This window comes from Streptomyces sp. NPDC029139 (assembly GCF_055564335.1).
Genome location: NZ_JBVHWN010000015.1, coordinates 111884 through 138336 on the forward strand (window position 1 = coordinate 111884; position 26453 = coordinate 138336).

At 72.4% G+C, this 26453-nt stretch carries 24 protein-coding genes and 1 riboswitch; of the genes, 18 read left to right on the forward strand and 6 right to left on the reverse strand.

What is annotated here, in order from left to right:
- Positions 1-7: 7 nt before the first annotated feature.
- Positions 8-1219 (reverse strand): MFS transporter, encoded by a 1212-nt coding sequence (locus ACZ4VW_RS27715; RefSeq protein WP_467966995.1) that lies wholly within the window; start codon positions 1217-1219, stop codon positions 8-10.
- Positions 1220-1324: 105 nt separating this feature from the next.
- Between ACZ4VW_RS27715 and ACZ4VW_RS27720 the strand changes: the two genes are divergently transcribed.
- On the forward strand, positions 1325-2473 hold the full coding sequence (locus ACZ4VW_RS27720; protein WP_467966997.1) for an ROK family transcriptional regulator: 1149 nt from the start codon (positions 1325-1327) through the stop codon (positions 2471-2473).
- Positions 2474-2660: 187 nt separating this feature from the next.
- Here the strand turns inward: ACZ4VW_RS27720 and ACZ4VW_RS27725 are convergent, their stop codons facing one another.
- Positions 2661-5024: a chitinase C-terminal domain-containing protein gene (locus tag ACZ4VW_RS27725; RefSeq protein WP_467966999.1), complete on the reverse strand. Its 2364-nt coding sequence runs from the start codon at positions 5022-5024 to the stop codon at positions 2661-2663.
- A gap of 244 nt (positions 5025-5268) precedes the next feature.
- Positions 5269-5398: riboswitch (FMN riboswitch) on the forward strand.
- 188 nt (positions 5399-5586) lie between these two features.
- Between ACZ4VW_RS27725 and ribD the strand changes: the two genes are divergently transcribed.
- The 10 genes from ribD (at position 5587) to ACZ4VW_RS27775 (ending at position 14328) form a co-directional block, all read left to right on the forward strand.
- Complete coding sequence (gene ribD, locus ACZ4VW_RS27730; protein ID WP_467967086.1) at positions 5587-6648, forward strand: bifunctional diaminohydroxyphosphoribosylaminopyrimidine deaminase/5-amino-6-(5-phosphoribosylamino)uracil reductase RibD; 1062 nt, start codon at positions 5587-5589, stop codon at positions 6646-6648.
- Positions 6649-6650: 2 nt separating this feature from the next.
- The gene (locus ACZ4VW_RS27735) at positions 6651-7259 is read left to right on the forward strand and encodes a riboflavin synthase (protein WP_467967001.1); all 609 of its coding nucleotides are present in this window, start codon (positions 6651-6653) and stop codon (positions 7257-7259) included.
- 44 nt (positions 7260-7303) lie between these two features.
- A complete protein-coding gene (locus ACZ4VW_RS27740; protein ID WP_467967088.1) occupies positions 7304-7894 on the forward strand; it encodes a nicotinamide mononucleotide transporter family protein in 591 nt (196 codons plus the stop codon).
- A gap of 91 nt (positions 7895-7985) precedes the next feature.
- The gene (locus tag ACZ4VW_RS27745; protein ID WP_467967003.1) at positions 7986-9263 is read left to right on the forward strand and encodes a bifunctional 3,4-dihydroxy-2-butanone-4-phosphate synthase/GTP cyclohydrolase II; all 1278 of its coding nucleotides are present in this window, start codon (positions 7986-7988) and stop codon (positions 9261-9263) included.
- Positions 9264-9291: 28 nt separating this feature from the next.
- Positions 9292-9777, forward strand: a complete 486-nt coding sequence (gene ribH / locus ACZ4VW_RS27750; RefSeq protein ID WP_355111688.1) for a 6,7-dimethyl-8-ribityllumazine synthase — start codon at positions 9292-9294, stop codon at positions 9775-9777.
- A gap of 246 nt (positions 9778-10023) precedes the next feature.
- Positions 10024-10305 (forward strand): phosphoribosyl-ATP diphosphatase, encoded by a 282-nt coding sequence (locus ACZ4VW_RS27755; protein ID WP_467967005.1) that lies wholly within the window; start codon positions 10024-10026, stop codon positions 10303-10305.
- A gap of 50 nt (positions 10306-10355) precedes the next feature.
- The gene (gene hisG / locus ACZ4VW_RS27760; RefSeq protein WP_467967007.1) at positions 10356-11204 is read left to right on the forward strand and encodes an ATP phosphoribosyltransferase; all 849 of its coding nucleotides are present in this window, start codon (positions 10356-10358) and stop codon (positions 11202-11204) included.
- A gap of 32 nt (positions 11205-11236) precedes the next feature.
- Positions 11237-11689 (forward strand): PH domain-containing protein, encoded by a 453-nt coding sequence (locus ACZ4VW_RS27765; RefSeq protein ID WP_467967009.1) that lies wholly within the window; start codon positions 11237-11239, stop codon positions 11687-11689.
- A 207-nt stretch (positions 11690-11896) separates the two neighbouring features.
- A complete protein-coding gene (locus tag ACZ4VW_RS27770) occupies positions 11897-13237 on the forward strand; it encodes a hemolysin family protein (protein WP_467967011.1) in 1341 nt (446 codons plus the stop codon).
- On the forward strand, positions 13234-14328 hold the full coding sequence (locus ACZ4VW_RS27775) for a hemolysin family protein (protein ID WP_467967013.1): 1095 nt from the start codon (positions 13234-13236) through the stop codon (positions 14326-14328). Before ACZ4VW_RS27770 ends, ACZ4VW_RS27775 begins: the two co-directional genes overlap by 4 nt.
- 167 nt (positions 14329-14495) lie before the next feature.
- Here ACZ4VW_RS27775 and ACZ4VW_RS27780 read toward each other — a convergent pair whose 3' ends face one another.
- Together ACZ4VW_RS27780 and ACZ4VW_RS27785 are read right to left on the reverse strand one after the other, a co-directional pair.
- Positions 14496-16394 carry an AAA family ATPase gene (locus tag ACZ4VW_RS27780; protein WP_467967015.1) on the reverse strand — a complete coding sequence of 633 codons (1899 nt, stop codon included), beginning with the start codon at positions 16392-16394 and terminating at the stop codon, positions 14496-14498.
- Positions 16395-16759: 365 nt separating this feature from the next.
- Positions 16760-17386 carry a uridine kinase family protein gene (locus tag ACZ4VW_RS27785; RefSeq protein WP_467967017.1) on the reverse strand — a complete coding sequence of 209 codons (627 nt, stop codon included), beginning with the start codon at positions 17384-17386 and terminating at the stop codon, positions 16760-16762.
- Between the two features lie 277 nt (positions 17387-17663).
- Here ACZ4VW_RS27785 and ACZ4VW_RS27790 point away from each other — a divergent pair, with 277 nt between their 5' ends.
- From ACZ4VW_RS27790 to ACZ4VW_RS27800, 3 genes are all read left to right on the forward strand, one after another.
- Positions 17664-19031: a peptidase C39 family protein gene (locus ACZ4VW_RS27790; protein WP_467967019.1), complete on the forward strand. Its 1368-nt coding sequence runs from the start codon at positions 17664-17666 to the stop codon at positions 19029-19031.
- 74 nt (positions 19032-19105) lie between these two features.
- On the forward strand, positions 19106-19267 hold the full coding sequence (locus tag ACZ4VW_RS27795) for an SCO1431 family membrane protein (RefSeq protein ID WP_467967021.1): 162 nt from the start codon (positions 19106-19108) through the stop codon (positions 19265-19267).
- 212 nt (positions 19268-19479) lie between these two features.
- Positions 19480-20652 (forward strand): acyl-CoA dehydrogenase family protein, encoded by a 1173-nt coding sequence (locus ACZ4VW_RS27800; RefSeq protein ID WP_467967023.1) that lies wholly within the window; start codon positions 19480-19482, stop codon positions 20650-20652.
- On the opposite strand, the gene ACZ4VW_RS27805 is transcribed toward ACZ4VW_RS27800, so the two are convergent.
- Positions 20615-20902 carry a hypothetical protein gene (locus ACZ4VW_RS27805; RefSeq protein ID WP_467967025.1) on the reverse strand — a complete coding sequence of 96 codons (288 nt, stop codon included), beginning with the start codon at positions 20900-20902 and terminating at the stop codon, positions 20615-20617. The two genes, ACZ4VW_RS27800 and ACZ4VW_RS27805, sit on opposite strands and share 38 nt — an antisense overlap.
- A gap of 213 nt (positions 20903-21115) precedes the next feature.
- Between ACZ4VW_RS27805 and ACZ4VW_RS27810 the strand changes: the two genes are divergently transcribed.
- Both ACZ4VW_RS27810 and ACZ4VW_RS27815 read left to right on the forward strand, forming a co-directional pair.
- On the forward strand, positions 21116-22252 hold the full coding sequence (locus ACZ4VW_RS27810) for an Rv3169 family protein (protein WP_467967027.1): 1137 nt from the start codon (positions 21116-21118) through the stop codon (positions 22250-22252).
- 15 nt (positions 22253-22267) lie between these two features.
- Entirely contained in the window at positions 22268-23359 is a 1092-nt protein-coding gene (locus ACZ4VW_RS27815) for a phosphotransferase family protein (RefSeq protein WP_467967029.1), read from the forward strand.
- Between the two features lie 6 nt (positions 23360-23365).
- Here ACZ4VW_RS27815 and ACZ4VW_RS27820 read toward each other — a convergent pair whose 3' ends face one another.
- Entirely contained in the window at positions 23366-23734 is a 369-nt protein-coding gene (locus ACZ4VW_RS27820) for a hypothetical protein (protein WP_467967031.1), read from the reverse strand.
- 226 nt (positions 23735-23960) lie between these two features.
- Between ACZ4VW_RS27820 and ACZ4VW_RS27825 the strand changes: the two genes are divergently transcribed.
- Positions 23961-24401 carry an Lrp/AsnC family transcriptional regulator gene (locus tag ACZ4VW_RS27825; RefSeq protein ID WP_158985307.1) on the forward strand — a complete coding sequence of 147 codons (441 nt, stop codon included), beginning with the start codon at positions 23961-23963 and terminating at the stop codon, positions 24399-24401.
- 171 nt (positions 24402-24572) lie between these two features.
- Positions 24573-26204: an amidohydrolase gene (locus tag ACZ4VW_RS27830; RefSeq protein ID WP_467967034.1), complete on the forward strand. Its 1632-nt coding sequence runs from the start codon at positions 24573-24575 to the stop codon at positions 26202-26204.
- The last annotated feature ends 249 nt before the right edge of the window (positions 26205-26453 follow it).

Genomic DNA, 26453 nt, shown 5'->3' on the forward strand with positions numbered 1-26453 from the left:
GCGCTGGTCACCGGGGTTCCGGCACGGAGTCGCTCGTGGCCGGGGCCTTCGTCGTGGACCGGCCGCCGGAGCGCAGCACGCCTGCTCCGAGCACCAGGCCGAACGTCAGCACCGTGACCAGACCGAAGGAGAACATGAGCGAGGTCACGTCGGCGATGCCGCCGATGGCGGACGGAGCGATCAGCCCCGAGGTGTACGTGATGGTGGCGACGCCCGCGATGGCCTGGCTGGGGTTCGGGCCGCTGCGGCCGGCCGCGGCGAAGGCGAGCGGGACGACGACGGCGACCCCGAGGCCGATCAGACCGAATCCGGCCATGGCCAGGGCGGCGTGCGGCGCGAACACCACGAGGAGGCCGCCGACGGTCGCGGCGACGCCCCCGACCCGTACCGTCCGTACGGCACCGAACCGGTCCACCACCCGGTCGCCGACCAGCCGGGCGATGGCCATGGTCAGGGCGAAGGCGGTGGTGGAGGCCGCCGCGACCCCGGCCGACGAGCCCAGCTCGTCCCGCAGGTAGACCGCCGACCAGTCCAGGCTCGCCCCCTCGGCGAACACACCGCAGAAGCCGATGGCGCCGATGACCAGGGCCGACTTAGGCGGGAGCGAGAAGCGCGGCGGCGGTTCCTCGTCGGGGGCGCTCTGCAGATCGAGGACGCCCTGGCAGAAGAAGAGGCCGAGGGCGGTCAGGACGAGGGCCGCGACCAGGTGGTGCAGGCGGGCGTCCCCACCGAGGTGGGCGGCGACGGTGCCGGCGGCGGAGCCGATGAGCGCGCCCACGCTCCACATGCCGTGGAGGCTGGACATGATCGACTTGCCGAGGCGGTTCTCGACCTCGACGCCGAGGGCGTTCATCGCCACGTCGGACATGCCGGCGGTGGCGCCGTAGACGAGGAGGGCCGCGCAGAGCCCGTAGATGTTCGGGGCGAGCGACGGCAGGGCGAGGGACAGCGTCCACAGGGAGAGCAGACCGCGCAGCGCGGTACGGGCGCCGAAGCGATGGCTGATCGCGCCGGCCAGGGGCATCGCCAGGGAGGCGCCGATGGCGGGGAAGGCGAGGGCCAGCCCCAGCTGGCCGGCGCTGACGCCGGCATGGTCCTGGATCCACGGGATGCGGGTGGCGAAGCTGCCGGTGACCGCGCCGTGGACGCAGAAGACGGCGGCGACGGCGAACCGGGCCCGCCGCAGCCGCTCGGTACTGAAGACGGTCTCGCCCGCCATGTGCCCTCCGCTCGTCGTTGGTCCGCGCGTAAACTATCAGGAACCCTGCCTGATAAATAGATCGGCGACCGGGGCCGCCCCCCGAGAGTCTGAGAGGATCCCGGCATGCCCGCATCCCCGAGCACCGCCCGGGCCATCAACGACCGGCTCGCCCTGCGACTGCTCCAGGACGAAGGGCCGTTGACGGCGACTCAGCTGAAGGCGCTGACCGGCCTCTCCCGGCCCACCGTCGCCGATCTCGTCGAACGGCTCCAGGGCTCGGGACTCGTCACGGTCGTCGGGGAGTCCGGCGCCGAACGGCGCGGGCCCAACGCCAAGCTGTACGGGATCGTCGCGGACCGCGCGCACCTCGCCGCCCTCGACGTGCGGACCACGTCAGTGTCGCTCACCGTCGCCGATCTGCTCGGCACCACGCTCGCCGAGGCGTCGGCCCCGGTCGGCGGGGAGGACGGAACCGGGTCCGCCGTCGAGAAGGCCGTCTCGCTTCTGGAGCGGACCGCGAGATCGGCCGGGGTGGAGCGGCTGCACAGCGTCGCCGTCGGCGCGCCCGGACTGATCGACCCGGCGACGGGGGAGCTGCGGGACACGACGGGGCTGCCCGAGTGGCACCGGCGGCTGATCGAGGCGCTCCAGGAGCGCCTGCCCGCGACCGTGCTCGTCGAGAACGAGACCAATCTCGCCGCGGTGGCGGAACAAAGGGGCGGCGCCGCCCGCGACCGCGACACGTTCGTTCTGCTCTGGCTCGGTCAGGGCGTGGGCGCGGCCGTGGTCCTGGACGGGCGGCTGCGCCGCGGGGCCTCGGGGGGCGCGGGCGAGCTCGGCTTCCTGCCGGTGCCCGGCACCTCCGGGCTGCCCTCGGCGACCGGCTGCGAGGGCGGCTTCCACGAGCTGGCCTGCGCGGCCGCGGTCGAGGCCCTTGCCGTCGAGCACGGCCTGGATCCGGCCGGTGCGCTCACCTCGGGGCACGGTCCGTTCCTGGACGCCCTCGCCCGTCGCCTCGCCGTCGGCGCCGCGGCAGTGGCCTCGGTCCTGGACCCGGGCTGCGTGGTGCTCGGGGGCGAGACCGGCCATCGTGGCGGCCCGGACCTCGCCGCCCGGGTCGAGGCCGCACTCGCGGCGCTCTCACCCCTGCACACCGAGGTCCGCGCCACCTGCCTCGGCGACACGGCGGTCCTCCGCGGCGCGCTCCTGGCCGCCCGGGACGCGGCGCAGGACGAACTCTTCGGCCCCGCTCCGGAGCACGGCCGGCGCTGAGCGGATCCGCAGACCGGAGCGGCGCGCCTCCCCGGCTCCTCCGGCGGGGGTCGCCCGGCCTCCGCCCGCCCACGCCAAGGACCGCCGCCGCGACCCGCACGGGCGGGTCGCGGCGGCGGCGTGGGAGGACCCGGCGGCGGCAAGGGCCGTGAGTTCCGCCGCCGGGCGTTGTGCGGGGAGCCGGATGTCAGCAGGCGCCGAGGTCCTTCCAGACGCCCCACTGGCCGGTCGTGCCCGGCTCCTCGTTCTGGGTCCACCACTGGGCCTTCCAGGTGCGGCCCTTGTGGGAGACCTCGTTGCCCGCGTTGTAGATCGCGCCGGCCACGTACGCCGGGGCGGCGCAGGTGCCGCCGGTCGGCGTCGGCGTCGGCCCGGTCGGCGTGGGCGTCGGGGTCGGACCCGTCGGGGTCGGGGTCGGCGTCGGCGTCGAGCCGCCCGGCTCCACCACCGTCGTCCCGCGCGCCAGGTCACCGGCGAGCGCGTACGTCGTCCCGCTGATGTTCACCGTCCAGTTCGACGGTGTGGAGACGGGCAGGTAGTAGTTGAACGCCAGGTCCACGGTCGCGCCCGGGGCCAGCGACTGCCAGGCCGGCAGCTTCAGCGACACCCGGTGGAAGTCGCCCTTCAGCCCGCCCACGTTGCTGCCGGTGTGGTCGCTGCTGATCACCTTCGTGCCGAAGCCGGACTGGTCCGAGGCGTTGCCCGGAGCCGCCGTCGCGTAGTCGAACTGGAACTCCGTGCCACCGGGCAGCGCGGTGGCCGTGTTGTTGGTGATCCTGATCTTCGGGGTGATCGGGTAGTTCGAGTCGCCCAGCTTGAAGTCGGTGAACTCGACGCCGACGTTCACGGCCTTCGTCGGCAGCGTCGCGTTCGACTTCTTCGCGCCGTAGGGAGCGGCCGCCTTGAACTTGTCGTACATCAGCGAGGTGAGGGTGGAGCCCATCTCGTACTGGCCCTTGCCGGCGTTCCAGGCGTAGTCGCCGGCCATCTCCCAGACCATCGTGCCGCCGATGCCCCTGCTGACGACGTAGTCGGCCTTCGCGGCCACCGACTGCTCGTCCTCCGTCGACAGGAAGACCTTCTTCTGCGCGTTCCACAGCCACGGCGCGACCAGGGTCGAGTCGTACTTGCGGGCGTAGGTGCCGGTCAGCGTGGTGTTCGCCGGGAAGCCGTACCGCGTGACGTAGTCGCCGACGATCCCCTTCTCGAGGTTCTTGGCGTGCCACATCGGGTTCGAGCCGGCCGGGGACTCGACGCCGTTGGTGTCCTTGTCGTGCCACAGGTTGTCGATGCCGACGGCGCCGTCACCGCACTTGGTCAGGCCCGCGCCCGCCGGACAGCTGGTCGCCGCCGCCTTGCCCCACAGGCCGTCGGTCCCGCCCTGCACGTTCTTGTGGCCGCGCGTGTAGTACGGCAGGCCGATGTTGATCCGGCCGGCCGGCATGGAGCCGCGGAAGTAGTGGTACGCCCAGTCCGTGTTGAGGTAACCGATGCCGCCGTACTGCGAGGAGCCGTAGACGTTCGCGGCGGCCAGCTCGGCGTCCTTGCCGTCGTCGAACAGCGAGGCGTTGGGGCCGACGTACTCGTTCCAGGCGCCGTGCAGGTCGTACGACATGATGTTGACGTAGTCCAGGTACTTCTGGCTCTGGTACGTCTCCATGCCGCGCAGCAGGTAGCCCGAGGAGGGCGCGGCGACGGTCAGCAGGTAGTGCTTGCCGTCGGCGGCGCCGGCCCGGTCCAGCTTCTCGCGCAGGGACTTCATCAGCGCGTCGTAGCCCTTGACCAGACCCGCGCGGCGGGCGTTGGAGAGCTGCCAGTCGAGCGGGTTGCCGGCGTCCTTCATCGTCGTCGGGTACTCGTAGTCGATGTCGACGCCGTTGAAGCCGTACTTCTTGATGAAGGCGACGGCCGAGTCCGCGAACGTGTCGATCCCGGCCTGGTTGACCGAACCGTCGGCGTTGGTGGCCATCGAGTAGAAGCCGCCGGAGTTCACGCGGGTTCCGTTGTCGTCGAAGTAGCCGCCGGTCTCGGCCCAGCCGCCGACGGAGATCAGCGTCTTGACGTCCGGGTGCTGCTTCTTGAACTTGTTGAGCAGGTTGAAGTGGCCCTTGTAGGGGTACGCCGGGTCCATCTCGGCGCCCGCGACACCGGGCCAGGTCATCCCGGTGGCCGCGTTGTTCGGCCCGTCCGTGCCGACGGACAGCCTGTTGTCGGAACCGATGTGCCCGAAGGCGTAGTTGATGTGGGTGATCTTGTCCCACGGGATGTTGTTGGCGAGGTAGGCGGGCTCGCCGTTCTTGCCGGTGCGCCAGCCGGTGAAGTAGCCGATGACCCGGCGCTGGTGGTCCGCGCCCATCTTCTCGCGGCCCTCGGTGTCGTAGACCGAGCAGTACGGCACATCGACGCCGGGCGTCTTGTACAGCCCGTCCGGGCGACAGCCTTCGTTGTCGGCCGCGTGGGAGACGCCGACGGAGAGCGAGCTGAGCAGCAGCCCGGCGACGGCCGCGCCGGACGCGAGCAGCGAGGCTCTCGCCTTGGTGGGGGACAACACGATCGGATTCCTCCTGAGAGGTCGGGCCGAACACAACGAACAAGGGGGTGGGTCGTGTTGGGCCCGTGGAGTGCGCACACCGGCGGGCCGTACCTCGGAGGTGACACGGAGATTAAGAGGACTAGACCAGTGCGTCAATAGGTCTGGACCAAAGAGGGGGATCCGAGGGGCTTGTGAGCCAGCCCACAGGTCCTCACCCGCATGGCCGACCGGCTGCCGTGGCACACTGGCCCTGTATCAGCAGCAGCGCACTCCGGGGTCGGTGTAATTCCGAACCGGCGGTATAGTCCGCGACCCGTCCGCATCCAGCGGCCGGTTGACCAGGTGAGATTCCTGGACCGACGGTGAAAGTCCGGATGGGAGGCAGTGCGCGGCGGGCGACCCTTCAAGGGGACGCTTCGGCCGTATCGCCGCTGGTCGCCCTCGTCGGCGACCGGTGAGTGCGGCCTCGGCATCCCCGTGCGTAGCGTCGTACCCGCTCTCTGTCGTCATCGACAGGCCCCGGAGTCCGTGCCCGAAGAGGCAGGAGGACCCGGTGGCAGAGCCGACCGACATCACCGCCATGCGACGCGCCATCGCGCTCGCCGCCCGTGGCCTCGGCTCCACCAGCCCCAACCCGGTCGTCGGCTGCGTCGTCCTCGACGCCTCCGGACACCAGGTCGGCGAGGGCTACCACCAGCGCGCCGGCGGACCGCACGCCGAGATCCACGCCCTGCGCGCGGCCGGCGTCCTCGCCCGCGGCGGCACCGCCTACGTCACCCTCGAACCCTGCAACCACACGGGCCGCACCGGCCCCTGCGCCCAGGCGCTCGTGGAGGCCGGGATCAGCCGAGTCGTGTACGCGGTCGGCGACCCGAACCCGCAGGCCACGGGCGGTGCCGCCACCCTGCGCGCGGCCGGCGTCGAGGTCGTCCCCGGCCTCCTGGCCGAGGAGGCCGAGGCCGGCAACATCGCCTGGCTCACCTCCGTACGCCTCGGCCGCCCCTTCGTCCGGTGGAAGTACGCCGCCACCCTCGACGGCCGGATCGCCGCCGCCGACGGCACCTCCCGCTGGATCTCCTCCGCCGAGTCCCGCGCCGACGTCCACCGGCTGCGCGCCGAGGCCGACGCCGTCGTCGTCGGATCGGGCACGGCCCGCGCCGACGACCCCCACCTGGCGGTACGGGGCGTCGAAGAGGCCGTCCAGCCCATGAGGGTCGTCGTCGACACCGAGGCGAGCGCGGTGAAGCCCGGCGCCCGGGTCCTCGACGACGCCGCCCGCACCGTGATCGCCGTGGCCGAGGACCTGCTCCCGGAGGAGACCACGCACTTCCCCGAGACCTGGCGCCTCTCCCGCGCACCCGGCGGTGGCCTCGACATCCCCGAACTCCTCGCGGCGCTCCACCAGCAGGGCGTCCGTTCCGTCCTCCTCGAAGGCGGCCCCACCCTCGCGGCCGCCTTCCTCGCCGCGGGAGCCGTCGACCAGGTCGTTGGCTACCTCGCCCCCGTCCTCCTCGGCGCCGGCCCGAACGCCCTCGCCGACGCCGGAATCACCACCCTCACCGAAGCGTTGCGGCTCGACGTCACCGAGACCGTGCGCATCGGACCCGATCTCCGCATCACCGCGACCCTCAAGGGAGCCTGACCGTGTTCACCGGAATCGTCGAAGAACTGGGCGAGGTCACCGCCGTCGAGAAGCTGGCCGACGCCTCCCGCTTCCGCCTGCGCGGCCCACTGGTCACGGAGGGCGCCAAGCACGGCGACTCCATCGCCGTCAACGGCGTCTGTCTCACGGTCGTGGAGTTCGGTGACGGCGAGTTCACCGCCGACGTGATGGAGGAGACCCTCAAGCGGTCCTCCCTCGGAGCGCTCGAGCCCGGCTCCCGGGTCAACCTGGAGCGCCCCATGGCCGTCGGTGACCGCCTCGGCGGACACATCGTCCAGGGCCACGTGGACGGCACGGGCACGATCCTGGACCGGACCCCCTCCGAGAACTGGGAGATCGTCAAGGTCGCCCTGCCGGCGCACCTCTCGCGCTACGTCGTCGAGAAGGGCTCGATCACGGTCGACGGCGTCAGCCTCACCGTCGTCGAGGCCGCCGACGACTGGTTCACCATCAGCCTCATCCCCACCACCCTCGCGCTGACCACCCTCGGCATCAAGCAGAGCGGCGACCCGGTCAACCTCGAGGTCGACGTCATCGCCAAGTACGTCGAGCGGCTGCTCGGCCCCACGCCGAAGGAGAACGGCAAGTGAGCTGGCTCAACTCCGAAGCGTTCACCGCCTTCGGCCAGCACATCATGTGGTCCGACATGATCGGCAACACGATCGGTCTGATCGCCCTCGCGCTCGGCTGGCGGCGTTCCATACTCACCTGGCCCGCGCAGCTGCTCTCCGGCGTCATCCTCGTCGGCGCCTACGCCTCCGCCCACCTCAGCGGCGGCGTCGGCAAGCAGCTCCTGGTCATCGGCGTCGCCGCCTGGGGCTGGTGGCAGTGGAACCGCGGCAGGCAGCAGGCACAGGACGGCTCCATCGCCGTCCGCTTCGCCACCTGGAAGGAGCGGGGCCTGCTCCTCGCCGGCGCCGTCCTCGGCACCCTCGCGGTCGGCGGCCTCTTCACCCTCTACCCCTCGCTCTCCTGGAGTCCCTGGGCCGACGCCTACATCTTCGTCGGCACGCTCGTCGCGATGGTCGCGCAGGCCCGCGGCCTGGTCGAGTTCTGGTTCGCCTGGCTCCTCGTCGACCTGGTCGGCGTCCCCCTGGCCTTCAACAGCGGCCTGGCCTTCTCCGGCCTGGTCTACGTGATCTACTTCGCCCTCGTCATCTGGGGCATGCGCGACTGGTGGCTCCGGACGCGTACCGACTCCCCTCTGGAAGGAGCCATGTCGTGAGCGACGCGTGCGCGGCCGCCGGGCCGCAGTCGACAGTCATGCCCGCACCTCCGCGCCGCGCGGGCGGAGAAGCTCACGAAAGGGATGCAGCATGAGCGCGCTTCCGATCTGGGAGGTCACCGACCTCTCCCTCGACCCCGTCGAGCAGGCCATCCGCGACATCGCCGCCGGCCGCCCCGTCGTCGTCGTCGACGACGAGGACCGGGAGAACGAGGGCGACCTCGTCATCGCCGCCGAGATGGCCACCCCCGAGGTCGTCGCCTTCATGATGAGCGAGTGCCGCGGCCTGATCTGCGCCCCCATGGAGAGCGACGAACTGGAGCGCCTCCAGCTCCCGCAGATGGTCGAGCACAACACCGAGTCGATGCGGACGGCCTTCACCGTCTCCGTCGACGCGGCCCCGGCCCACGGCGTCACCACCGGCATCTCCGCCGCCGACCGCGCCACCACCCTGCGGATGCTCGCCAGCGGGCAGCACGAGCCCTCCGACTTCGTCCGCCCCGGCCACATCTTCCCGCTGCGCGCCAAGGCCGGCGGCGTCCTGGTCCGCAACGGCCACACCGAGGCCGCGGTCGACCTCGCCCGCCTCGCGGGTCTGCGCCCGGCCGGCGCGATCGTCGAGATCGCCGGCGAGGACGGCGTGATGCTGCGGCTGCCCGAGCTGGTTCCGTTCGCCCGGAAGCACGGCCTCACGATCATCTCGATCGAGGACCTCGTCGCCTACCGCCGCTCCGCCGAGCCGACGGTCCGCCGCGAGGCCGAGGTCCAGCTGCCCACCGCGCACGGTGAGTTCACCGCGTACGGCTACCGCTCCATCGTCGACGGCGTCGAGCACGTCGCCCTGGTGCACGGGGAGATCGGCGACGGCGAGGACGTCCTGGTCCGGGTCCACTCCGAGTGCCTGACCGGGGACATCTTCCACTCGCTGCGCTGCGACTGCGGCCCTCAGCTGCAGGCGTCCATGGACCGCGTCACCGAGGCCGGCCGCGGCGTCGTCGTCTACCTGCGCGGCCACGAGGGACGCGGCATCGGCCTGCTGTCCAAGCTGCGCGCGTACGAGCTCCAGGAGCGCGGCCGCGACACCCTCGACGCCAACCTGGAACTGGGCCTGCCCGCCGACGCCCGCGACTACGCGGCCGGCGCGCAGATCCTCGTCGACCTCGGTGTCCGCAGCCTGCGGCTGATGACCAACAACCCCGAGAAGATCGCCGCCCTCACCCGGTACGGCCTGACGGTCGAGGGCCGCGAGCCCATGCCGGTCCAGGCGGGCGAGCACAACCTCCGCTACCTGCGCACCAAGCGGGACCGGATGGGGCACGACCTGCCCTGGCTGGACGCGAGCACCGCGTCCACCTGCGGAAACCAGTAGTCCACCGAACGTTCGAGCAAGGAGAGACATGAGCGGCAAGGGCGCACCCGTCCTCAGCGTGAAGAACTGCGGCGACCTCCGCGTCGCGGTCGTCGCGGCGCAGTGGCACGAGAAGATCATGGACGGACTCGTGAACGGCGCGCTGCGGGCCCTGCACGAGCTCGGCATCGACGAGCCGACGCTGCTGCGCGTCCCCGGCAGCTTCGAGCTGCCCGTGGTGGCGAAGGTGCTCGCCGGTCGCGGCTACGATGCCGTCGTGGCCCTCGGCGTCGTCATCCGCGGCGGAACCCCGCACTTCGAGTACGTGTGCCAGGGCGTCACCCACGGCCTCACCCAGGTCTCGATCGACACCGGCGTACCCATCGGTTTCGGCGTCCTGACCGTGGACGACGAGGAGCAGGCCCTCGACCGGGCCGGCCTCGAGGGCTCCCGCGAGGACAAGGGCCACGAGGCCGTCACCGCCGCCGTCGCCACCGCGACGACGCTGCGCACGGTCAGCGAACCCTGGCGCTAGGCCGTGTCCGGGAAGTCCCGCCTGCCCCACGACGCCTGGCACGCGCCCTCGCTGCGATGTCGGATCGCCCGAGTACACCCCGTACGAGGACGACCCTCCGCCTTGCGAGCGCACGCACCGGACGCCGCGGACCCTGCCCTGCGGGCAGACGGCGGCTACTTTCCGGACCCGGCCCAGGACCGCCCGTCGCCCTCGTTCGAGGCGCTGCGCGCCCCTCTCTTCGCACCCCGTACTCTTAGGACCATCATGGCGAACGGAACCCGTAAAAGCTTCGAAGAGCTCTTCGCCGAGCTCAAGCTCAAGGCCGAGAACGGCGACCCCACCACCTCCCGCACCGCGGAACTGGTGGACAAGGGCGTCCATGCCATCGGCAAGAAGGTCGTCGAAGAGGCCGCCGAGGTCTGGATGGCCGCCGAGTACGAGGGCAAGGAAGCCGCAGCCGAGGAGATCTCGCAGCTGCTGTACCACGTCCAGGTGATGATGGTCGCCCGCGGGATCTCGCTCGACGACGTCTACGCCCACCTCTGAGCGCACACTCACACCCTCCCCACACTCTCAGGCAAAGGAAACGAAGCCCCATGCTGCGCATCGCCGTCCCCAACAAGGGTTCACTGTCCGGACCTGCGTCGGCGATGCTCCATGAGGCCGGCTACCGCCAGCGCAAGGAGTCCAAGGAGCTCGTGGTCATCGACCCCGAGAACGAGGTCGAGTTCTTCTACCTCCGGCCCAAGGACATCGCGATCTACGTGGCCTCCGGCAAGCTCGACATCGGCATCACCGGCCGTGACCTGCTGCTGGACTCCGGGGCCAGCGCCGAGGAGATCCTCCCGCTGAACTTCGGCCGGTCGACCTTCCGCTACGCCACCCGGCCCGGCACGGCGAACGGCCCCGAGGACTTCCACGGGATGACGATCGCCACCTCCTACGAGGGCATCGTCGCCAAGCACCTCGCCGACCAGGGGATCGACGCCTCCGTCGTCCACCTCGACGGCGCCGTCGAGACCGCCATCCAGCTCGGTGTCGCCCAGATCATCGCCGACGTCGTCGAGACCGGCACCAGCCTGCGCAACGCGGGCCTGGAGGTCATCGGCGAGCCGATCCTCAAGTCCGAGGCCGTCGTCGTCCGGCGGGCCGGCGCCACCACCGAGGACGCCGGGGTCCAGACGTTCCTGCGCCGCCTCCAGGGCGTCCTGGTCGCCCGCTCGTACGTGATGATGGACTACGACTGCCGCGCCGAGCACCTGGAGCAGGCCGTCGCCCTCACCCCGGGCCTGGAGTCGCCCACGATCTCGCCCCTGCACAACGAGGGCTGGGTCGCGGTGCGGGCCATGGTCCCGGCCAAGGACGCGCAGCGGATCATGGACGATCTGTACGAGCTGGGTGCCCGCGCCATCCTGACGACGGCCATCCACGCCTGCCGCCTCTGACCCTCCCGCAGGCACGAAGGAACGACGCGACGATGTCCCAGCCACCCCTGCCCACGCTTCCGGTCACCTTCCGGCCGGGCCGCACCCGAGCGGTCCTGCTGACGATCGGGACGGTCATGTTCGCCGTCATCACCGCCGTCGCGCTGATGCTGGAGAAGCTCGGACCGGGGGAGCGGGCCAGCTTCATCTTCACGGCCGCCCTCTTCCTCGGGGTGCTGGCGCTGCTCAGCCGCCCCAAGGTCGTCGCCGACGACAGCGGTGTCACCGTCGTCAACATCACCCGGACCCGGCGGCTCGCGTGGGCCGAGATCCTGCGGGTCAACCTGCGCCCCGGCGACCCCTGGGTCTTCCTGGACCTGAGCGACGGCACGAGCATGCCCGCGCTCGGCATCCAGCCCGGCATCGCCAAGCAGCAGGCCATCCGTGACGCCCGCGCCCTGCGGGCCCTGGCCGAGAGCCGCGGCACCGGGACGGAAGCGGACTGAGTCCCCCATACGGGGCCGACCCCCTGCCCCCGGCGGGCCCGGCGTGATTACTCTGGAGGCGGTGGTGCCGAGCGCACCACCGCCTCGCACGTGCAGGGCCGCCGCCGCGGCCCGCGGGGCCACCCTGCGACCCGAGGAGTGACTCCCTCCAGCAATGGACGGATCGTCCGGTAGTACCCGCGCCGCCCCCTCCACGGAGGCGGCGGCATGATCATCCCGCTTCTGCTGCTCGCCGCGGCCTTCCTCCTGATCCTTGCCAACGGCTTCTTCGTGGCGGCCGAGTTCGGCCTCGTCACCGTGGAACGACCCGACGCCGAACAGGCCGCGGCCGCCGGCGACCGGCGCGCCCGCACTGTCGTCACCGCGCTCGGTGAGCTGTCCTTCCAGCTCTCCGGCACCCAGCTCGGCATCACGATCACCTCCCTCGTGGTCGGCATGCTCGCCGAGCCCGCCCTCGCCCAGCTCCTCGACGGGCCCCTCACCGCGACCGGCCTGCCCGAGGGCGCCGTCCCCGGCGTCTCGGTTGTCATCGGGATGCTGCTCGCCTCCGCCGTCCAGATGGTGATCGGCGAGCTCGTCCCCAAGAACTGGGCCGTCTCCCGGCCGCTCCAGGTGGCGCGGTTCGTGGCCGGCCCCCAGCACCTCTTCTCGTCCGTCTTCCGGCCGGTGATCGCCCTGCTGAACAGGGTCGCCAACCGGCTCGTCCGGCTCCTGGGCGTCGAGCCCACCGACGAGCTCGACTCCGTCCGTACCCCCGGCGAGCTGGTCTCGCTGGCCCGCCACTCCGCCCGGGCGGGCACGCTGGAACAGGACACCGCCGACCTCTTCGTACGGACGCTGTCCCTGGGCGCGCTCACGGCCGAGCAGGTCATGACCCCGCGGGTGCGGATGAGCGCGCTCCAGTCGGACGCCACGGCGGCCGACGTGCTCAACCTGACCCGCGCCACCGGGCTCTCCCGCTTCCCGGTCTACCGCGAACGCATCGACGAGATCGTCGGCATGGCCCACCTCAAGGACGCGCTCGCGGTTCCGCCGCACGAGCGGCTGCGCACCCCGGTCGGCCGTATCGCCGTCCCGCCGCTGCTCGTCCCCGAGACCCTGCCGGTCCAGGCTCTGCTGGAGCGGCTGCGCCGCGAGCAGCCCATCGCCGTCGTCGTCGACGAGTACGGCGGCACGGCCGGGGTCGTCACCCTGGAGGACATCGTGGAGGAGCTCGTCGGCGAGGTCCGCGACGAGCACGACACCGCCGCCGACGAGCGGCCCGAACTGGCGGCCGCCCCCGCCGAGGACGGCAACCCCGCCTGGGAGGCCGACGGCTCCTGCCGCGTCCACACCCTGCACCGGATAGGCCTCGACGTGCCCGACGGGCCGTACGAGACGGTCGCCGGGCTCGTCGCCGATCTCCTCGGCCGCATCCCCGTCCCCGGGGACCGGGCCGAGCTCCCGGGCTGGCGGCTGTCGGTGCGCCAGGTGGACCGCTTCCGCGCCGAACGCGTACGGATCGTACGGGTCGCGGAACTGCCGCTGGTGCCGGAGGCCGTCCGATGAGCCTGCTCCAACTGCTGTTCGCCCTCCTTCTCGTGGTGGCCAACGGCTTCTTCGTCGGCGCCGAGTTCGCCCTCGTCTCCGTACGCCGCAGCCAGATCGAGCCGCTCGCCGGCAAGCGGGCGCGCAAGGTCCTGTACGGCCTGGAGAACCTGCCGCAGATGATGGCGGCCGCGCAGTTCGGCATCACCGTCTGCTCGCTGACCCTCGGCGCGGTGGCCGAGCCGACCGTGGCGCGCCTCCTCGAACCGGTCTTCCACGCCGTGCGGGTGCCGGAGGGGCTGATCCATCCGCTGGGGTACGTCGTGGCGCTCGCCGCGGTCGTCTTCCTGCACCTCGTCATCGGCGAGATGGTCCCGAAGAACCTCGCGATGGCGGCGCCCGAGCGGACCGCCCTGTGGCTCGGCCCCGGACTGGTCGCCTTCGCCCGGCTCTGCCGGCCGGTGACCCGGGCGCTCGGCGCCTGTGCCCGGCTGGTGCTGCGGGCCTTCGACGTCGAACCGAAGGACGAGGTGGAGGCCGTCTTCACCCGGGCGCAGCTCGGCCGGCTGGTCGAGGACGCGGGCCAGGCCGGACTGCTCGACCCGGCCGAGCAGGAGCGCCTGGAGGACGCCCTCGAACTGGGCAGCCGCCCGGTGACGGACGTCCTCATCGCCTCGGCCGCGCTGGTGACGGTCACCCCGGCCGTCACCCCTCGGGAGATCGAGGAGCTGACCGTGCGCACCGGCTACTCACGCTTCCCGGTGTGCGCCGAGGGGCCCGGCGGCACGTTCATGGGCTTCGTGCACGTCAAGGACGTCCTCGATCTGGAGGAACGGGAGCGGGCCGTGCCGCAGCACATCTGGCGCCCCATGGCGACCGTCCGCTCCGAGCTGCCGCTCGACGACGCCCTCACCGTGATGCGCCGCGCGGCCACCCACCTCGCGCAGGTCGCGGACGGATCGGGGCGCGTCCTCGGTCTCGTCGCGCTGGAGGACGTCCTGGAGATGCTGGTCGGCGAGGTCCGCGACCCGGCGCACCGCGCCGCGCCGCCCACCGCCGTCCCCTTGGGCGAACAGCGCCCCGAACAGTCGGCCCAGGCTCTCGCGGGCTGACAGGGGCCGGGAACGGCCGGTCCGGACCCTCGCGGCTGACGAGGGCCCGGGAACGGCCGGTTTGGGCCCTCGCGGCTGACGAGGGCCCGGAGCAGTCGGCCCGGGCCCTCGCGGGCTTATGGCGGGCCCGCCGGGGAGGTGCTTCGGCCGGACGGGCCGCCGCGGGGTCACAGCCCCGGTGGCTCCTGCGGGCCCCGGTGCGTCGGGCCGCGGCCCGAGAGGACCTCGCCGTAGGCCTGCATCAGGTCGGCGAGGCGTAACGTGGCCAGATCCTCGCGCGTGGGGGTGCCCGGGTAGCCGGAGAGCCGCAGGTCCCGGTAGGCGCAGGACTTCTCGTACAGCGTCCGCAGGAAGCGGCCGTTGCCGAGCTCGTCGATCCAGCCCTGCTCGACGACATGGCCGCTGATCGAGCGCAGCTCGTCGCGGGCCTCCTCGTCCCAGCAGTCCCCGTTCGCCGCCGCCAGCACCTCGCCGATCGCCGTCAGTTCGAGCGGGCGGTACGAAGGGAAGTCGACCCGGGTGGTGAAACGGGAGGACAGCCCGGGGTTGGTGGCGAGCAGCCGGTCCATGCCCTCGGGGTAGCCGGCCAGGATCACCACCAGGTGGTCCCGGTTGTCCTCCGCGCGCTTGAGGAGCACCTGAAGCGCCTCGTCCCCGTACGCGTCTCCCTTGCTGTAGCCCGTGTTGGAGAGGGAGTACGCCTCGTCCACGAAGAGGACCCCGCCCATCGCCGAGTCGATCAGCTCGTTCGCCTTGACCGCGGTCTGCCCGAGGAACTCCCCGACCAGATCGGCCCGTTGCGCCTCCACGAGGTGGTCGCCGCCGAGCAGTCCGAGGGCGTAGAAGACCCGCCCGAGGATCCGGGCGACGGTGGTCTTCCCGGTGCCGGAGGGACCGGAGAAGACAAAGTGACGTTTCGGCGGCTGGACGGGCAGACCCTGTCCGGCCCGCAGCCGGGCCATCTCCAACTGCGCCGACAACGCCTTGACCTGCCGCTTCACCGGCTCCATCCCGACCATGCGCTCCAGTTCGGCGAGCGCCTCGGCCAGCAGGGCCGGGTCGGTGGAGCTGGCGGGGAAGCGCGGCGGCGCGGGCTGCACCGGGATCGCCGCCTTCTGCCGTACCCCCTCAGGGGGCTGGGGCGGTCCGGTGGCGGCGGGCGGCGGTGCGGGTTCCGTGCCCAGCCGCAGCCCGTCGCCGGCCGTTCCGTCCGGATCGGCCTGGGTGGCGTCGGCGGTGTCCTGACCGATCCCGCCGAGGGTGACCGAGGCGAGCCCCGCCGGGTCGTCCGGGCCCTCGAACCCGTCGTACTCGGTGATCGCGGCCAGCCGTGCGGCCGTGTCCATGAACGCCGGGTCGATCCGGTGCACCGCCCGGTAGAGCGGCAGGGCGGCGGCGCTGCGTCCGGTGCCCTCGTGGGCCCGGGCCAGCCAGTACCGCAGCTCCTTGCGCTGCGGCTGCTCGCTGCGGCACCGCATCAGCGCGGCCGAGAGCAGCGGCTCCGCCTGCCCGTACATCTCCAGGCGGACCCGGGCCATCCCGCCGAAGAGTCCCGCCTCGATCCCGAGCAGGGGATCGTTCACCAGCGGCTCGGTGTGCCGGACCAACTGGTCCCAGTCCTTCACGAGATAGGACCGGCAGGCGTGCAGGAAGCGGACCTGCGGATCGGTGTCGACCGGCGGCAGGCCGGCCAACGCCCGGTCCAGTTCCGGCACATGGCGTCCGTCCAGCCAGTGCGAGGCGTGCGCGAGCAGCAGATCGCGCGGGCTCTCGAGCACGGGCTGCACCCACCAGCCCAGCCAGTACCAGGAGTTCAGGGTCCGGCGGTGCCGGGCGCGCTGTTCGCCGAAGCGGTCGCGGTTGCGGTACATCCGCAGCAGCGCGGTGGTGGTGTCCACCCGCAGCGCGTGCAGCCCGAGCCAGGCGTCCGCCATGCCCGGATCGACGCGTACCGCCGTACGGAACTCTTCCTCCGCCTGCGGATAGGCGCCCATCGTGTAGGCGTCGACTCCCCGCAGCCAGGCGAGCTCGGCCGGGGCCTGTCCGCCCTGCGTGCCGATGTCCATCGGGTCCCCCACAAAACGTGCCCCCGTTGCTGTCCCGGCGGGCGGGCGCCCGCCGGAAGCCGTACAGAACCGCCTTCTCGTGGACGGGATATGACCCCACCGAAGGGCATCGTACCTGCGCAGAGGGTGAGCGACGAAGGAGAAGCGCATGATCCGGCAGCCGTGACCCTGGGTGAGCATCAGGGGTCGGCGGGGGGCCGGGGAAAGGGATGATCAGGGCAGAACGAAGCCCCCGATCACGGGGGAACAACCGGGGGCTTCGTGTCCGCGGCGGCTCCGAAAAGCCGCACATTGAGAACGTAAGACCTGTACGCCCCTTGGGTCAAGGTGAGTTGAGGCACTTGCGGAAGTCGACTTCCGGGTGCTCATTTCCGGAGGCGAACTCCGTCACGTTCCGTGAGGATCTGGTTCGGGCCTGCTGTCACGGAAGGCCCTGGGAACCACTCGTACCCCTCTGGACACTCCCGTACCAGGGTGTCCGCGAAGGGCCGCGAAGGGTCCTCGGCGAAATGGCGAGTCTCCGCCACCGTCCAGCCGTCCCAGAAGGCCGACTGGGCCGGTCCGTCGCGGTGCCGGCCGCGGGCCCACGACTCCTCCGGGCCCCGTTCCATCCAGAGCAGCGCGGCGAGATACGGGCGCAGCGCCCGCCGCCCGGCGCCGACGCCCTCGACGAGCACGACCGGAGCGGGCGGCAGCTCCCGCGGCGGACCGAAGGCCCTCAGAGTCCAGTCGTACGGGTGATAGAGCGCGCTCTCGCCCCGGGAGAGGGGCGCGATCACCTGGTCCCGCAAGCGCTCGGGCCACGCGAAGAGCTCCTCGTGCGTGGCGAGGTCGTCGAGGTGCAGGACCGGCGCGACCAGTCGGGCGGCGAGGCGCGCGGCGAAGGTGGACTTGCCGGAGCCCGCGTGACCGTCGACAGCGACCAGGCGCACCGGCCCGCAGGAGGGCGGCAGGCTGCGCAGCGCGTCGGCGGCATGATCGGGGCCGGTCATGGGGCAAGCGTAGGCGAAGGCCGTCCGTCGCAGGTCAGGGGCGTGGCGCCGCCAGTGGACGAGACCAATATTGCTGCGGCGACGCGGGCCGAATCGCTGGCAGAAGCGCGGCGCGAGCCGCGATAGTGGTCCACGCCCGGCACGGCGTCGCACCGCACCAGCCCTCCCGTCGCACCAGCCCACCCGCCGTGCGGCGCGCCACCCGTACCGGGCGCAGCGCGCCCACCCGCAGCCCCGTCCGTTCGTCTCCACCGTTCTCGACTGGGGGTCACCGCCCATGACCAGCTCCACCCCGCGCAGAACCGTCCTCGCCGCGGCCCTCGCGGCCGCCGCCGGTACGACCGCCGCCTCCGCCGCACCGGCGACCGCCCTGGCCCCCGACGTGGCGTACGCCCCGGCGGCCGAAGCCGCCCCCGGCCTCGTCGACAACCGCTTCTGGACCTCGTACACCGACTGGCGCTGCGGGACCTCCGCCGGCACCCGGGCCGTCGCCGGCCACCGGCCCGGACTCGTGATCGCCACCCCCGTCGGCCGTCTCGACCACACCGACCCGCACACGGGCACCACCGCCACCTGGGAGTACGCGAGCTGGACCTCGCCGGTCCACACCTCCAGCGTCCCCGCGACCGAGGTCATCGCCTCCTGGAACGCCGACACCCTGCCCGGCACCTGGATCCAGATCGACCTGCGCGGCACCTACACCGACGCGAGCGCCACCCCCTGGTTCGTGATGGGTCGCTGGGCGGCGGGGGACGGCGACATCAAGCGCACCTCGGTCGACGGCCAGAGCGACGGACGAAGCTCGATCTGGACCGACACCTTCTCCGTCGACGACGCGACGAGCGGTCTGCGGCTGGCCGCGTACCAGCTCCGCGTCACCCTGCACCGGACGCCCGGCACCGATCTCACGCCGACGGTGTGGCGGCTCGGCGCGATGGCGTCCGACATCCCCGACCGCTTCACCGTCCCCCCGTCGGTGCCCGGACTCGACCACGAGCTCGTCGTCCCGCGCTATTCGCAGAACACGCACGTCGGCCAGTACCCCGAGTACGACAACGGCGGCGAGGCCTGGTGCAGCCCCACCTCCTCGCAGATGGTCATCGAGTACTGGGGCCGCGCGCCGAGCGCGGAGGACCTGGCCTGGGTGGACCCGGCCTTCGCGGACCCCCAGGTCTGCCACGCGGCGCGGTACACCTTCGACCACCAGTACGAAGGCTGCGGCAACTGGCCCTTCAACGCCGCCTACGCCGCTACCTACCCGGACATGAACGCCGTCGTGACCCGCCTGCGTTCGCTCACGGAGCTGGAGACGCTGATCCGCGCGGGCATCCCGGCCATCACCTCCCAGTCCTTCCGCAAGGAGGAGCTGACCGGCGCGGGCTACGGCACCTCCGGCCATCTGATGACCGTCGTCGGCTTCACCGCGGACGGCGACGTGATCGCCAACGACCCCGCCTCGGCCGACAACGAGGCCGTGCGCCGGGTCTACCGGCGCCGCGAGTGGGAGAACATCTGGCTCCGCACGAAGCGCTACGACGCGAGCGGGAAAGTGGTCTCCGGCACAGGAGGCGTCTGCTACCTCTACTTCCCCGACCGCCCGACACCCGCCCAGCGCAAGGCCCTGGCCGCCGTCGGCATCCGCTGAGGCAGGGGCGGCGGGCCCGGAGGCGTGAGGAACGTCTCTACCGCCGGCCGCCCTCCGCTGGCACTGTGGTCGCCATGACCGCCACCACCCACTCCGCTCGCCTCTTCACCCGCTCCGGCTCGCGCGCCCGCACCGGCGGCCCCAAGGACGACGGCCCGAAGATCCTCGAGCACGTCCTCGGCTGGACCCTGGTCGTCGTGCTCGCCATGTTCGTCACCCAGGTCGGACTGATCTGACCCCGGCCCACCGAAGGCCCTCACCGGCCCGCCGCGCGGGCATCCGCGCAGGGTGAGGTGGGGCCGCCGAACGGGCATACTCCTCCCGCCACGGCCGTCGCTCGGCCCCCGGGGCGATCCGCCGGGGGCAGCATCGGCGCAGCAGTGACCACCGGCGGCCCGCGCCACCCGCGCACACCGCCGCAGCGCCCGAGAGGGAGGAGTGCGCCGCCATGCCCGACCGCGCCCCGCAGACCGTGGAACGCCGGCTGCCCACCGAGGAGGCCGGCGACCTGTTCGCCCTGGTCCGTGAGATCGCCGAGCGGGAGATCGCGCCGCGCGCCGCCGAGGAGGAGGACGCCGGCCGCTTCCCCCGGAAGCTCTTCTCGCTCCTCTCCTCCTCCGGGCTGCTCGGACTCCCTTACGACTCCGCGTACGGCGGGGGCGACCAGCCCTACGCCGTCCATCTCCAGGTGCTCGAAGAGCTCGCCGCCGCCCGCCTCACCGTCGGTCTCGGCGTCAGCGTCCACTCCCTGTCCTGCCACGCCCTCGCCACGTTCGGCACCGAGGAGCAGCGGGCCGCGCGGTTGCCGGCGATGCTGGGCGGCGGTCTGCTCGGCGCGTACTGCCTCTCGGAGCCGGCCTCCGGCTCCGACGCGGCCTCGCTGCGCACGAAGGCCGTCCGGGACGGGGGCGACTGGGTGCTCACCGGCACCAAGGCGTGGATCACCCACGGCGGGATCGCCGATTTCTACACGGTCATGGCGCGCACCGGTGGCGAGGGTCCGAAGGGGATCACCGCGTTCCTGGTGCCCGGCGACGCGGCGGGGCTGAGCGCCGCGGCACCCGAGCGGAAGATGGGGCTGAAGGGCTCGCCCACCGCCCAGCTCCACCTCGACGGGGTGCGGATCCCCGACTCCCGCCGCATCGGCGAGGAGGGGCAGGGCTTCGCGATCGCGCTCTCCGCACTGGACTCCGGGCGGCTCGGGATCGCGGCGTGCGCGGTGGGGGTCGCGCAGGCGGCCCTGGGCGAGGCCGTGTCGTACGCGCGCGAGCGGCGTCAGTTCGGCCGTCCGATCGCCGACTTCCAGGGGCTCCGCTTCCTGCTCGCGGACATGGCGACGCAGATCGAGGCGGGGCGCGCGCTGTACCTGGAGGCGGCGCGGCTGCGGGACGAGGGCCGCCCCTTCGGGCGCCAGGCTGCGATGGCGAAGCTCTTCTGCACGGACGCGGCCATGCGGATCACCACCGACGCGGTGCAGGTGCTCGGCGGCTACGGATACACGGCGGACTTCCCGGCCGAGCGGTACATGCGCGAGGCCAAGGTTCTGCAGATCGTCGAGGGGACCAATCAGATCCAGCGGATGGTCATCGCACGACACCTTGTCGGACCAGAGACCCGCTGAGGAGCGTGCCGCTGACCCCGCTCATCCGTACGGTCCGGTCGGCCCACACGGGGGCGGCGGTCAGCCGGGTCCACTCCTGGTCGCTGTGGCCCGGCAGCGTCCGGCCGTGGCTGGCCCACTGGGTGAGCAGCGCCTTGTAGATGGGCGGGTCGGCGAGGTGCGCCGCATGCCGCGGAACCGATTCTTCGAGGCGCGGCTCGACGAGGCGACGCCGCCCGCTGCCGACAGGGGTGGTGTACAGCGTGGTCATGCCTGTCCCAACGCGCCGGCCGGGCGGGGGTCACCGTCGGGCGGAATCGAGCGGCAGTTCGGCGCCTACCCGGTGGCCGGGCCGTGGGTCGGGGGTGGGCGCCGGGCGGGCCGGGGCGGACCACCGGGTCCGATCGAGGGCCGCACGACTCTGGTCCCGGGCGACGTTCCTGACGTACCGTCAGGCCCCTGCTCGCCGACCAGGAGGTCAGCCATGTCTGTGGATCGGCACGTCGACGACCGGCCCGTCGCGCTCGACGAATACCCGGTGCACCAGGCGCCGCTCTCGATGAAGCACCACATCAGCGGCGACCGCAACGTCTACGACCGCTGCATCTTCCACGTCTTCGACCACCGGGGCCGCGCCCTGCTCATCGCCGGCCTCGGCGTGTACCCCAACACCGGCGTCATCGACGCCTACGCCACCCTTCGCACCGGCGACCGGCTGCACGCCGTCCGCGCCTCCGACGCCCTCGGCGAGGACCGGACGAACCTCGCCGTCGGCCCGCTGCGCATCACCGTCGACGAACCCCTGCGGACGCTCACCCTGCACTGCGACCCCGACCCGGCCGACCCGGGAGGGGTCTCCTTCGACGTCACCTGGACCGGGGACTTCCCCGCCGTCTGGGAACCCCACCACACCCAGCGGCGCGGTGACCGGCTCACCCTCGAAGGCCGTCGCTTCGTCCAGGCCGGCCGCTGCGCCGGCACCATCCGTGCGGGCGGCGAGGAGTTCGCCGTCACCCCGGGGGAGTGGACCGGCACCCGCGACCGGAGTTGGGGCGTCCGGCCGCTCCCGGGCGAAGAGCCGGGCCGGGCCGACGAGTTCCGGCCCGAGGGCTTCCATTGGCTCTGGATCCCCATGCGCTTCGAGGACCGATTCCTCATGGTCGTCACGCAGGAGGACGCCGACGGCTACCGCACCCTCAACGAGGCCGTGGCCGTACGGAACGGGCAGCGCGACATGCAACTCGGCTGGCCCCGTACCGACATCACGTACCGACCGGGCACCCGCCACCCCGAGCGGGCCGTCGTCCACCTCACCGACCCGACGGGCAAGCCCCTGGAGGTCCAGGTCGAGATCCTCGCCTCCTCCCCGCTCGCCGTCGGCGCCGGCTATCCGCCCGCGACCGACTGGCAGCACGGCACCTGGCAGGGGCGCGACTGGACCGAACGCAGGATCTACGACCTCTCCGACCCCGCCGCCCACCCCATGGCCGCGTTCGGCGTCACCGACCACGCCGCCCGCTTCACCCTCGAAGGGTGCACGGGCCACGGGATCTTCGAGCACGGCTCCTTCGGCCGCCACGACCCGAGCGGCTTCGTCGACCACTCCTCCGTCGCCCAATAGGAAAGGGGTGGTCACATGGCCACGGCACCCCGCCCCCGCACCTCCACCCGCGACCCCGAAGAGCTCGGCCGTCGCCTCACCCACTGGCTCGATCACCGCCTGCCCGGCGCCCGGGTGACCGGACTCGCCGTGCCCGGCTCCAACGGCATGTCCAGCGAGACCCTGCTCTTCGACCTCGACCACCCCGACGCCCCCGTGCGCGGCTGCGCCCTGCGGCTGGCCGCCGACCCCGCCGCGTACACGATCTTCCCCGTGTACGACATGGAGCGGCAGCACCGGGTGATGAGCCTGGTCGGGGAACACACCGACGTCCCCGTGCCGCGCGTGCTGTGGCTGGAGCGCGACCCGGGGCCGCTCGGCGCCCCGTTCTTCGTGATGGCCAGGGTCGAGGGCCGTGTCCCGCCGGACGTCATGCCCTACACGTACGAGGGCAACTGGCTGCACGCGGCCACCGATGCCGAGCGCGCCCGGCTGGAGGCCGAGACCGTCTCCGTGCTCGCCCGACTGCACGACCAGTTCCCCGCGAAGGAAGCGGAGTTCCTGCTCCCGGAGGGCACGGGAAGCCCGCTGCGCCGGCACGTCGACGCCCAACGGGCCTACTACGCATGGGTGGTGGAGGGCCTCGCGCCCTCCCCGCTCATCGCGTCCGCCTTCGACCGGCTGGAGGCGCTCTGGCCCGCCGACGAAGGCCCGGCCGTCCTGAACTGGGGCGACGCGCGCATCGGGAACATCGTCTACGACGGGTTCCGGCCGGCGGCCGTGCTCGACTGGGAGATGGCCGGGTACGCCCCGCGCGAGGTCGACCTCGGGTGGACCGTCTACCTGCACCGCTTCTTCCAGGACCTGACCGTCGGCTTCGGCCAGCCGGGTCTGCCCGGCTTCCTGCGCAGGGACGCCGTCGAGCGGCGCTACGCCGGACTGACCGGGCACACGCCGCGCGACATGGAGTTCCACACCCTCTACGCGGCGCTGCGGCACGCGATCGTGATGCTCAGGGTCGCGTACCGCCAGGCGCACTTCGGAGAGGTCCCGCTGCCCCGGAACCCGGACGACCTGATCCTGCACCACGCCACGCTCGCGGCGATGGTGCGGGGCACCTACTGGTAGTCGTCGCTACGCCGCGCGCCGCATCTGCGGCACCTTGATCGGACGCGAGCCCGGGCCGCCGACGTGCGAGAAGGGCTGCGTCCGCCAGTCGAGCCCCTGAGGCAGCGTCAGGAGCAGGGCGGTGTCCTGCTCCTGGACCTCCAGCGTCTCGTCCGCGGGCCGCGCGTCGGACGCCGCCCGGCCCGTACCCGGGCAGACCGTCAGCACGAACGGGTTCCACGGAGTCGGGCACAGCGCGTGCTCGGGCAGCACGTCCTCGTCCGCGAGCAGCGCGATCGGCTGGACGCAGTCCGGGCAGATCACCCGGTACATCTCAAAGGTGTCGTAGGCGTCGAGCTCGTCGGGCGTCTCGACCGAATCAACAGGCTCCTGCATGGAGAATCTCCCCCTCGGGTGGGTCGACCAAGTACGGATGGCCTCGACCACAGCAACCAATTCCCATGCACGCCACCGCATAACCGTGAGCTGCGCACGGAGCTGTCCGTAAACCTGTGGCGTTCGTCACATGCCGGTCGCAGGTGCCCCGAGGATGCCCATTGATGCCTTTGCTGACGCTCCCCCCGGCTGTGCCGATGGTGCCCCGGGGCAATAGGTTGACCGCATGGAGGAGCTGGATCGTCAGATCGTCGAGTTGCTCGTCAGGGACGGGCGCATGAGCTACACCGACCTGGGCAAGGCCACCGGCCTGTCCACCTCGGCCGTACATCAGCGCGTCCGCCGCCTCGAGCAGCGCGGGGTCATCCGCGGCTACGCCGCCGTCGTCGACCCGGAGGCCGTCGGACTGCCGCTGACCGCCTTCATCTCGGTCAAACCCTTCGACCCCAGCGCCCCCGACGACACCCCGGACCGGCTCGCCGACATCCCGGAGATCGAGGCCTGCCACAGTGTCGCCGGCGAGGAGAACTACATCCTGAAGGTGCGCGTCGCGACTCCGTTGGAGCTGGAGCACCTGCTCAGCCGCATCCGCTCCCAGGCCGGCGTCTCCAGCCGCACGACGGTTGTTCTGTCGACCCCCTACGAAGCCAGGCCGCCGCGCATCTAGGCCGTGTCCGGAAAGTAGCGCGGTCTGCCCGCGGGCCAGGCGGGACTTTCCGGACACGGCCTAGGGGGTCGTGCCCCTCGGCGCGACCGACTGTCGTGCCCCTCGGCGCGGCGGACTCCCGCCGCGGGCCCGGTGTTCGGCCGGGCCGGGGCGCGCCTCTAGCCTGGTCGTATGAGCGAGACCCTCTCGGAGAACGAGCACCGCACCGTGCTGCTGCGCGGTGGAGACGTCCACAGCCCCGCCGACCCCTTCGCCACCGCCATGGTGGTGGAGCGGGGCCATGTCGCCTGGGTGGGCTCCGAGGGCGCGGCCGACGCCTTCGCCTCCGGCGTGGACGAGGTGATCGACCTCGAAGGCGCCCTCGTCACCCCCGCGTTCGTCGACGCGCACGTGCACACCACGGCGACCGGTCTCGCGCTGACCGGCCTCGACCTGTCCTCGGCCGCCTCGCTCGCCGAGGCGGCCGAGAAGATCCGCTCCTACGCCGCCGCCCGCCCCCAGGACCGGATCCTGATCGGGCACGGCTGGGACGCCTCCCGCTGGCCCGAGCGCCGGCCCCCGCGCCGCGACGAGCTGGACCGGCTCACCGGCGGCCGCCCGCTCTACCTCACCCGGATCGACGTCCACTCCGCCGTCGCCACCACCGCCCTGCTCGACCTGGTCCCCGGCATCCGCGAGCTCACCGGCTTCCGCGACGGCGAGCCGCTGACCGGGGACGCCCACCACGCCGTCCGCCGCGCCGCCTACGCCGCCCTCTCGCCCGCGCAGCGCACCGAGGCCCAGTGCGCGGCCCGCGCCCACGCCGCCTCGCTCGGCATCGGCACGCTGCACGAGTGCGGCGGCCCCGAGATCTCCTCCGAGGACGACTTCACCGGGCTGCTCGGCCTCGCCCGCGAGGAGGCCGGGCCACGGGTCGTCGGCTACTGGGCCGACCTCGACGTCGAGCGGGCCCGCGCCCTCGGCGCCGTCGGCGCGGCCGGCGACCTCTTCGTCGACGGCTCGCTCGGTTCGCACACCGCCTGCCTCCACGACGCGTACGCCGACCACGCCGACGGCGCGCACACCGGCATCGCCCACCTCGACGCCGACGCGGTCGCCGCCCATGTCGTCGCCAGTACCGAGGCCGGTCTCCAGGCCGGTTTCCACGCCATCGGCGACGCCGCCGTCACCGCCGTCGTCGAGGGTCTGCGGGCCGCCTCCGAGAAACTCGGCCTCGCCCGGATCCGTGCCGCCCGCCACCGCGTCGAGCACGCCGAGATGCTCACCCCCGAGACGATCGCCGCCTTCGCCGAACTCGGCCTCACCGCCTCCGTCCAGCCCGCGTTCGACGCGGCCTGGGGCGGCGAGGAGGGCATGTACGCCGAGCGCCTCGGCGTCGAGCGGGCCCGCACCCTCAACCCGTACGCCGCCCTGCTCCGCTCCGGAGTGCCGCTGGCCTTCGGCTCGGACAGCCCGGTGACCCCGCTGGACCCGTGGGGCACCGTCCGCGCGGCCGCCTTCCACCGCACCCCTGAGCACCGCATCTCCGTCCGCGCCGCCTTCACCGCCCACACCCGCGGCGGCTGGCGGGCCGTCGGCCGTGACGACGCCGGCACGCTGGTCCCCGGAGCCCCCGCCGACTACGCGGTCTGGCGCGCCGAGGAACTCGTGGTCCAGGCGCCCGACGACCGGGTGGCCCGCTGGTCGACCGACCCGCGCTCCGGAACGCCCGGTCTGCCCGATCTGACCCGCGGCGGCGAGCTCCCCGTCTGTCTGCGCACGGTGGTGTTCGGACAAACGGTCTTCATGCGACCGAACGAGTGACGTAGGGACATTTCGTACGGCCGATGGATGCTCGACCGGCTCTGCCACGACCTGCGGATCTTCCCCGCTGACCTGGAAGGATCGGTCATCGCCGCAGGTCAAACGGGTGTTGACAGCGAGCGGCCACCGGCCGGTAGGTTCGGCGCGTCCACCACAGGACATCCGACCGGTTTCTACCTCCATGCAGTCGTCGAACGCCGCTGGGTCAAGGAATGGTGTGCCGCACCGGCTCACCATCACCGGGAACCA

Coding starts and splice junctions, on each gene's coding strand:
- ACZ4VW_RS27765 (WP_467967009.1), top strand. CDS start 11,237: ATGTCCCAGCCACCCCTGCCCACGCTTCCGGTCACCTTCCGGCCGGGC.
- ACZ4VW_RS27825 (WP_158985307.1), top strand. CDS start 23,961: ATGGAGGAGCTGGATCGTCAGATCGTCGAGTTGCTCGTCAGGGACGGG.
- ACZ4VW_RS27785 (WP_467967017.1), bottom strand. CDS start 17,386: ATGACCGGCCCCGATCATGCCGCCGACGCGCTGCGCAGCCTGCCGCCC.
- ribD (WP_467967086.1), top strand. CDS start 5,587: ATGCGACGCGCCATCGCGCTCGCCGCCCGTGGCCTCGGCTCCACCAGC.
- ACZ4VW_RS27800 (WP_467967023.1), top strand. CDS start 19,480: ATGCCCGACCGCGCCCCGCAGACCGTGGAACGCCGGCTGCCCACCGAG.
- ACZ4VW_RS27755 (WP_467967005.1), top strand. CDS start 10,024: ATGGCGAACGGAACCCGTAAAAGCTTCGAAGAGCTCTTCGCCGAGCTC.
- ACZ4VW_RS27745 (WP_467967003.1), top strand. CDS start 7,986: ATGAGCGCGCTTCCGATCTGGGAGGTCACCGACCTCTCCCTCGACCCC.
- ACZ4VW_RS27775 (WP_467967013.1), top strand. CDS start 13,234: ATGAGCCTGCTCCAACTGCTGTTCGCCCTCCTTCTCGTGGTGGCCAAC.
- ACZ4VW_RS27740 (WP_467967088.1), top strand. CDS start 7,304: ATGTGGTCCGACATGATCGGCAACACGATCGGTCTGATCGCCCTCGCG.
- ACZ4VW_RS27795 (WP_467967021.1), top strand. CDS start 19,106: ATGACCGCCACCACCCACTCCGCTCGCCTCTTCACCCGCTCCGGCTCG.
- ACZ4VW_RS27815 (WP_467967029.1), top strand. CDS start 22,268: ATGGCCACGGCACCCCGCCCCCGCACCTCCACCCGCGACCCCGAAGAG.
- ACZ4VW_RS27770 (WP_467967011.1), top strand. CDS start 11,897: ATGATCATCCCGCTTCTGCTGCTCGCCGCGGCCTTCCTCCTGATCCTT.
- hisG (WP_467967007.1), top strand. CDS start 10,356: ATGCTGCGCATCGCCGTCCCCAACAAGGGTTCACTGTCCGGACCTGCG.
- ribH (WP_355111688.1), top strand. CDS start 9,292: ATGAGCGGCAAGGGCGCACCCGTCCTCAGCGTGAAGAACTGCGGCGAC.
- ACZ4VW_RS27715 (WP_467966995.1), bottom strand. CDS start 1,219: ATGGCGGGCGAGACCGTCTTCAGTACCGAGCGGCTGCGGCGGGCCCGG.
- ACZ4VW_RS27790 (WP_467967019.1), top strand. CDS start 17,664: ATGACCAGCTCCACCCCGCGCAGAACCGTCCTCGCCGCGGCCCTCGCG.
- ACZ4VW_RS27805 (WP_467967025.1), bottom strand. CDS start 20,902: ATGACCACGCTGTACACCACCCCTGTCGGCAGCGGGCGGCGTCGCCTC.
- ACZ4VW_RS27830 (WP_467967034.1), top strand. CDS start 24,573: ATGAGCGAGACCCTCTCGGAGAACGAGCACCGCACCGTGCTGCTGCGC.
- ACZ4VW_RS27780 (WP_467967015.1), bottom strand. CDS start 16,394: ATGGACATCGGCACGCAGGGCGGACAGGCCCCGGCCGAGCTCGCCTGG.
- ACZ4VW_RS27810 (WP_467967027.1), top strand. CDS start 21,116: ATGTCTGTGGATCGGCACGTCGACGACCGGCCCGTCGCGCTCGACGAA.
- ACZ4VW_RS27820 (WP_467967031.1), bottom strand. CDS start 23,734: ATGCAGGAGCCTGTTGATTCGGTCGAGACGCCCGACGAGCTCGACGCC.
- ACZ4VW_RS27720 (WP_467966997.1), top strand. CDS start 1,325: ATGCCCGCATCCCCGAGCACCGCCCGGGCCATCAACGACCGGCTCGCC.